11 protein-coding genes and 1 pseudogene are annotated in these 5,377 nt (G+C 63.9%); 11 read left to right on the top strand and 1 reads right to left on the bottom strand.

Going from position 1 to position 5,377, the window contains the following annotated elements; all coding sequences use genetic code 11:
* The 11 genes and pseudogenes from JOZ79_RS05980 to JOZ79_RS05930 form a co-directional block, all read left to right on the top strand.
* Positions 1 to 855 (top strand): type 1 glutamine amidotransferase (locus tag JOZ79_RS05980; RefSeq protein ID WP_294071951.1); only part of this gene is annotated, 855 nt, incomplete at its 5' end.
* 235 nt (positions 856 to 1,090) lie between these two features.
* Positions 1,091 to 1,237: a hypothetical protein gene (locus JOZ79_RS05975; protein WP_294071948.1), complete on the top strand. Its 147-nt coding sequence runs from the start codon at positions 1,091 to 1,093 to the stop codon at positions 1,235 to 1,237.
* A gap of 66 nt (positions 1,238 to 1,303) precedes the next feature.
* Positions 1,304 to 1,468, top strand: coding sequence for a hypothetical protein (locus JOZ79_RS05970; RefSeq protein ID WP_294071945.1), 165 nt, complete (start codon positions 1,304 to 1,306; stop codon positions 1,466 to 1,468).
* A 383-nt stretch (positions 1,469 to 1,851) separates the two neighbouring features.
* Entirely contained in the window at positions 1,852 to 2,172 is a 321-nt protein-coding gene (locus JOZ79_RS05965) for a hypothetical protein (RefSeq protein WP_294071942.1), read from the top strand.
* A complete protein-coding gene (locus JOZ79_RS05960) occupies positions 2,165 to 2,353 on the top strand; it encodes a hypothetical protein (protein WP_294071939.1) in 189 nt (62 codons plus the stop codon). Before JOZ79_RS05965 ends, JOZ79_RS05960 begins: the two co-directional genes overlap by 8 nt.
* Positions 2,350 to 2,473 (top strand): annotated as a pseudogene (locus JOZ79_RS05955) (DUF2256 domain-containing protein); the annotation flags it as partial. The gene JOZ79_RS05960 and the pseudogene JOZ79_RS05955, both read left to right, overlap by 4 nt.
* A gap of 58 nt (positions 2,474 to 2,531) precedes the next feature.
* Positions 2,532 to 2,699: a hypothetical protein gene (locus tag JOZ79_RS05950; RefSeq protein WP_294071954.1), complete on the top strand. Its 168-nt coding sequence runs from the start codon at positions 2,532 to 2,534 to the stop codon at positions 2,697 to 2,699.
* A gap of 9 nt (positions 2,700 to 2,708) precedes the next feature.
* Positions 2,709 to 3,347: an SOS response-associated peptidase family protein gene (locus tag JOZ79_RS05945; protein WP_294071937.1), complete on the top strand. Its 639-nt coding sequence runs from the start codon at positions 2,709 to 2,711 to the stop codon at positions 3,345 to 3,347.
* A 1-nt stretch (position 3,348) separates the two neighbouring features.
* The gene (locus tag JOZ79_RS05940; RefSeq protein ID WP_294071934.1) at positions 3,349 to 3,576 is read left to right on the top strand and encodes a hypothetical protein; all 228 of its coding nucleotides are present in this window, start codon (positions 3,349 to 3,351) and stop codon (positions 3,574 to 3,576) included.
* A complete protein-coding gene (locus tag JOZ79_RS05935) occupies positions 3,560 to 3,958 on the top strand; it encodes a hypothetical protein (protein ID WP_294071931.1) in 399 nt (132 codons plus the stop codon). The genes JOZ79_RS05940 and JOZ79_RS05935 overlap by 17 nt, the downstream gene beginning before the upstream one ends.
* Before the next feature lie 59 nt (positions 3,959 to 4,017).
* Positions 4,018 to 4,260, top strand: coding sequence for a hypothetical protein (locus tag JOZ79_RS05930; protein WP_294071928.1), 243 nt, complete (start codon positions 4,018 to 4,020; stop codon positions 4,258 to 4,260).
* 497 nt (positions 4,261 to 4,757) lie between these two features.
* On the opposite strand, the gene JOZ79_RS05925 is transcribed toward JOZ79_RS05930, so the two are convergent.
* Positions 4,758 to 5,084 carry a hypothetical protein gene (locus JOZ79_RS05925; RefSeq protein WP_294071925.1) on the bottom strand — a complete coding sequence of 109 codons (327 nt, stop codon included), beginning with the start codon at positions 5,082 to 5,084 and terminating at the stop codon, positions 4,758 to 4,760.
* Positions 5,085 to 5,377 lie beyond the last annotated feature (293 nt).

The raw sequence follows: 5,377 nt of genomic DNA, 5'->3' as shown, positions 1-5,377 counted from the left end.
CGCTTCCTGATCGCTGAATGTGAACCTGCGCCCGCACGCGAGAAGCGGCGACGCAGCGTCGGCCGCAGCTCGGGAGAGACCTATGAGGACATGCTCGGCCGGCTCGCTCCTGGCGTCGAGTGCGTCCGGGTAAAGCCATCCGACAGCTTGGCAGAACTGCCGCCGGGCGCGGATCTCGCCACCTTTGATGCTGTCTTCCTGACCGGTTCGCCGCTGCACTTATGGGAGGAGACGACGGAAGCCCGACGTGAGGTTCAGTTCATGCGAGCCGTTTTTGGAGTGGGCGTGCCGGCGTTCGGCTCCTGCGCCGGATTGCAGCTCGCGACTGTCGCCGCGGGCGGACGCGTGCGCCCCATGCACGATCGCCGTGAAGGAGGGTTGGCACGCCGCATCTTCCCAACAGATGTTGGACGGACCCACCCGCTCCTCGCTGGGCGCGCGCTCGCCTTCGACGCCCCCGCCATTCACACCGACGAGGTGGAGGAGCTGCCAACGGGTGCGTTGCTGCTGGCATCCAATGCCACAACGACCGTGCAAGCGGCCGAGATCAAGTTCGGCGGCGGCGTCTTCTGGGGCGTTCAATATCACCCCGAGATCAGCCTGTTCGAGGTTGCGGCAGCGCTTCGCCGGCAGGCGGACGATCTGGTTGAGCATGGGCTTGCGCCGTCACGCGGCGTTGTCGGCACGCATGCCGCTCTGGTTCAGCAGCTGCACGACGAGCCGCACCGTCGCGATCTAGCCTGGCGCCTCGGCCTGGACGATCAGGTTACCGCGCCGACGCTGCGCTCGATAGAAATCAAGAACTTCATTGAACGCCTGGTGCGACCAACTCGCTCGGCTCGGGCGAAAGGGTAGCGCGGCGGCCGGGCTGCTCGTCCACGAACAGGCTAATCGAGAAGACGCTTGAGCTTGCCTGCGCGTTTCTGAGCGAACTGACGGAGGTGCGGCACGGTTGCTAGGTGATCGCCGCACGTGTTCGGCGCTCGGCTACCCTTCAAACCGAACGAATAATCCATGGCTTTTGAGCCTCTTGACGGAGCGGATGCGGCCCTCGCGAGTTTTGGGGCGAACGCGTTTGAGGCGAGCACCGATGACACGCAAGACGATCATCGGACTGGCCTTTCTGCTGGCGATCGTCCTCCTTTTCGTCGCCGGCTTCCGCTACATGATGAGCGACAAGAGCCCAGCGAACATGATCACCGGCGTACGGTCGATTGGGCCCCAACCCAGTCGCTGAAGCTAGTCCCAGCCGGCAGACCGTTTCGCGTAGGTGCGAATCGGATGCACCTGTAAAGCTTGGAGCATGCCCACCCGCCGCGGCGAAGCTTGGAACGATGAAGACATCGCCACACTTCGGAGGATGGCGCGAGCGAAGGCGACGATCGAGCAGATCGCGGTCGAACTCGAGCGCACGATCTCGGGTATCGAGGCAAAGGTTCAGAAGCTGAAGATCAAGGTGACGCGGTGAGCAGTCGGCGCTTTTCCGCGTGGACCCAAGGGGATCTCTCGGCGCTGACTAAAATGGCTAGTGAGGGGGAAGTCTGGCCCGCATGTCGGCGGTGCTGGGTCGCCCAATGGCCACGGTGAAACGCAAGATAGCCGAACTCAGGCGGAATTCACAGCCGGGGACGACGCTGGGCGCATCTCCCTCGAAGCCGCGGTTATGGACCGGTGCTCATGAGGAGGAACTGCGGCGGCTTCATGCAAGTGGTGCCACCGATGAGCAGATCGGAATGGCGCTGGGCCGAACGCGTGAAGCCGTTCGGAAGCGGCGGTGCCTGATCACGCTGGAGGTCGAGAGCTAATGTTCCTTGCTTGTTCTCATGCGATTCGGTGTGCGAAGCAGCGCGCATGGCGACTGACGACCCTCCGAAGGACCTGCCGACCGACCTCGTTGTCCCCGAAGGTCGATCGCGGCTAGGCTTGGCGCACGCCGTTCGCGTGACCGTCGCTGGGGCGATCTCCACATCCGCCCCCTGGGTTCGGCGATGCCTCTCGGACAAGCGCGTACCGGAGCGGCAGCGCGCCCACGTCGAGATCGTGGAGCGCATCGCCATACATCTCGAGCGGAGCTTCCGCATCACCTGGCACGGCGCGGACGATGCGAGCGAGAACGCTTATGCGCCAGACGTGAAGCCGCCGCTGTTCGGCGGCGCGAAGCGCGATGGCTAGGTGTCGCCTCTGCACGTCGAATGACCGTGACGCGCTGATCGAGGAACTGGCGATTGAGATGTGGGAAAGCCGGCGCGATCGCGAGATCGATCCGCCATGGGAAGGCGCCGGCGACTACTGGCAGCGCGCGATGCGCGAGTTTGCTGCGGCGACGGTGAAGATGCTTGAAAGAAGGCCATGACGCATAAGAAGGCGACGCTGCCGACTAAGATTTGCGCGGCATGCGCGCGGCCGTTCGCATGGCGGAGGAAGTGGATGGGACGGGGAGCGGGTGAAGTTCTGCTCGGAAAAGTGCCGAAAACAGAATGTTAGGCGCGACTCGCGACCGCATGCGAGATGCGTTTCCCAAGGAGACGCTTATGACCATGAGGGCGGCTTATTGCCACGAACAGGCCGAAGATTGCGCGCGAGCTGCGGCTGAGACCGACTTGCCGCAGGTCAGGCGGAAGCTGCTCGATGCCGCCGTGAAGTCGCGGAACCTGGCGGCGGCCCGCGGCCGCAATGGGGCGCCGGGCGGCGAACGCTAGCGGAAGGACATGTGCAATCGCGCGCGCACCCGCGAGGATCCGCCGACGCTGTTCGAGAGGTTCGGCGTAAACTGGCTCGCCGACCGGCCCCTCGACAATCGCTTCAACCCCGCCGAGCTCTACCCGCGTAGCCGCGCATGGATCATCCGCGAGGACGAACGCGGCCGCGGCGCTGACGTGATGAGCTGGGATGTGCTAGGCAGTCAGGCCGCGTGGCCGATGACGAACGTCCGAAACCTCGCCCAGCCGCAATGGAAGCGGCTCGCGTCGGATCCCGCGAAGCGGTGCCTTATCCCGCTCACGGAGTTTTGCGAGTGGACGCCGGCCGCGATCGATCTAGGCGACGGCAAGAAGCCCACGAGGGGCGAGATGTGGTTCGCGCTGCCGGATCAGCCGATGTTCGCGGTGGGCGGCTTCTGGCAGCACACCGCGAAGGGCGCGGGCTTCGCCATGGTCACCTGCGACCCTAACGATCTGATCGCTCCGATCCACCCGAAAGCGATGATCACAATCCTCGATCCCGCCGACTACGACCTGTGGTTGCGCGGAAGCTACGATGATATCGTCGCTTTGCAGAGGCCGTATGCGACGGAACGAATGACGGTTCGCGGGCCGGTGTTTCCCACGCGTAAGAGCGGCGGAGGCTGATATGGCGGCGGCGGACAACCCATATTTTCCGGATCGGGACTGGCAGCCGATCGCCAGCTACGTCTCGTCGTTCGGCTTGTTTCGCTCGGCTGAGAGAGGGTTCTTCGGTCTTCGCGACGGCGATCGATGGCTCGAGCTAGTCGACGGCGAGGAATATCACCAGGAGGGCTTTGTCCCCACCGAATGGGCGCCGGTAGCGCCGGAGGAAATCGATGCCTTCGCAGGATGACGACGACAGCGCGCTGCCCGGCGCGGGGGCGCAGGCGCGCGACAAATATCGGCTCGCGAATGTCGCCATCAACGCGATTGCGCGCGCCATGATGTCCAAGGAAGAGATTGCTGCCGGGCATGCGGAGGTCGACCCCAACCTGATGCGGACCGCCCTGATCGTCAGCCTCGCGGCGCTCAGCGAGTCAATTCCGGACCTGAAGACCAACTCGGAGATCCGAAAATGGAGCGAGGAGGTCGGAAAGTCGATCGGCGAGCACATGCGCGCGATGCGCCAATATCGTGACGAGAAGGGTATCGGCCTCATCGAGGCGTTCGGCGCCTACTCTCCAGGGATCTCGCCGCCGTCAGCTCGTCCCGGCGGAGGCGGGAGCCTTCAGTAGATGGTTCCCACGGCTCCACTCATCCGGAACGCGACTCGGCGCGCAGGAGTCGAGCCAGCATGGCCGACAGATTTCCGACAGCGGCAGAGCTGCGCAACCTGCTCGTCACGCTGCTCGCCGGCGCCACCAACCAGCCCGAGGAGCATTGGGAGCCGCTGGTCGGCCCGCTCGAGCGGCGGCCTCTAGCGTCCAGGCCGGCAACAAACTGGGCGCTGAAAAGCGCGAAGGGTGCCCACAGCGAGCCGATCGCCCAAGCGGTGCGGATCGTGAGGGATGAGCATCCCTATGTGATCTGGCAGTGAGAGAGCAGGAGCGTCAGTGGCTGAACCGGAAGCTGGGACATGCGCTCGGTCCGGTGCAAGACGAGCTCGATCATTTCGAGCGCTGTCCGGCCTGCGGACAGATGATCGATTGCCGGTGGCTAAGCGATGTCCTTCATCATGATGAGCCGGGGCACGCGCCATTGGTGATGAACTAACGGAGGAAAGCCTCATTGTTCGTGTTCGGCTCGCGTGACACACTTCGCTTATGCCGAATCCCAACTGGACAACGATCCTTCACGAGGATGCCAGAAGGCGTGCGCGTCGGAACCGCGTGCAGTGGGCAGTCGGGAGCGTTCTTGCGACAGCCATCGGCCTCGCGACCGTCGCGCTGCTGTGGTTCGAGTAGTCGATCAAATTCTCAGCGGTGTCGACGCACCCTGATCCGAGAACGATTGCTCAGTTGAGACGCAGGGGCGCCCAAACGAAATCCCCCAGCCATCTCTAGCTGGGGGAAGGAGAAGTCATGCGTCAAGGCCTCACCAACGGCCGATCTCAGGCGGCGTTCCTATCCGAAGAAAGCCGCCCGCCTCGATAAGCAACACGAGGCGGGCGCAGTTTGCATCTGGAAGGAAGCGGCCCGGCAGCGCCGGGATGGCACCGTAATAGCCGCCGAAACCAAACATCGAGTTAATGGGATAGCAGCCATGATCGAAGCCTGGCGCCCACGCCCCCGCGACCCCATCCCGCATCTCCCCCAGTCGCACTGATCGCGCCGCGGCGTCGTAAACCAAGGCCCGACCGGGTCTCTGCTGATCGCCCAGGCACTGATAAAGCTGATCCAATAGAAAAATGGCCCGGCTCATCTCTGGGCCGGGCCTTAAGTGACCCTGATATCCGAAAACTCAGGGTCGGGTCGCCTGAAAGGCCTAGCCCGCTCATTATTGATTCGGCTTGGATAAATCCGACGACAAGGTGGCTTAGGACAACCGAGACCGGGCGCGGCCCACCTGTCGCGAAATGGGCCCGGCACCCTTCTTCTGCGACCCGACCGGACCCACCCCAAGGACGATCCCATCGGACCGCCTCAGCGCTAGAACGCGTACTGAGGCGCTGCGGCCCGACGAAAAAAAGGCCGCCCGGAGGCGGCCTGAAAGTT

The organism is Sphingomonas sp. (genome assembly GCF_019242355.1).
Taxonomy (GTDB): domain Bacteria; phylum Pseudomonadota; class Alphaproteobacteria; order Sphingomonadales; family Sphingomonadaceae; genus Sphingomicrobium.
This window is presented reverse-complemented; position numbering and strand designations above follow the sequence as displayed.

What these genes read in the sequence shown, in the direction of transcription:
- JOZ79_RS05975 (WP_294071948.1), top strand. Translation starts at nt 1,091, where the DNA reads ATGACACGCAAGACGATCATCGGACTGGCCTTTCTGCTGGCGATCGTC.
- JOZ79_RS05970 (WP_294071945.1), top strand. Translation starts at nt 1,304, where the DNA reads ATGCCCACCCGCCGCGGCGAAGCTTGGAACGATGAAGACATCGCCACA.
- JOZ79_RS05965 (WP_294071942.1), top strand. Translation starts at nt 1,852, where the DNA reads ATGGCGACTGACGACCCTCCGAAGGACCTGCCGACCGACCTCGTTGTC.
- JOZ79_RS05960 (WP_294071939.1), top strand. Translation starts at nt 2,165, where the DNA reads ATGGCTAGGTGTCGCCTCTGCACGTCGAATGACCGTGACGCGCTGATC.
- JOZ79_RS05950 (WP_294071954.1), top strand. Translation starts at nt 2,532, where the DNA reads ATGACCATGAGGGCGGCTTATTGCCACGAACAGGCCGAAGATTGCGCG.
- JOZ79_RS05945 (WP_294071937.1), top strand. Translation starts at nt 2,709, where the DNA reads ATGTGCAATCGCGCGCGCACCCGCGAGGATCCGCCGACGCTGTTCGAG.
- JOZ79_RS05940 (WP_294071934.1), top strand. Translation starts at nt 3,349, where the DNA reads ATGGCGGCGGCGGACAACCCATATTTTCCGGATCGGGACTGGCAGCCG.
- JOZ79_RS05935 (WP_294071931.1), top strand. Translation starts at nt 3,560, where the DNA reads ATGCCTTCGCAGGATGACGACGACAGCGCGCTGCCCGGCGCGGGGGCG.
- JOZ79_RS05930 (WP_294071928.1), top strand. Translation starts at nt 4,018, where the DNA reads ATGGCCGACAGATTTCCGACAGCGGCAGAGCTGCGCAACCTGCTCGTC.
- JOZ79_RS05925 (WP_294071925.1), bottom strand. Translation starts at nt 5,084, where the DNA reads ATGAGCCGGGCCATTTTTCTATTGGATCAGCTTTATCAGTGCCTGGGC.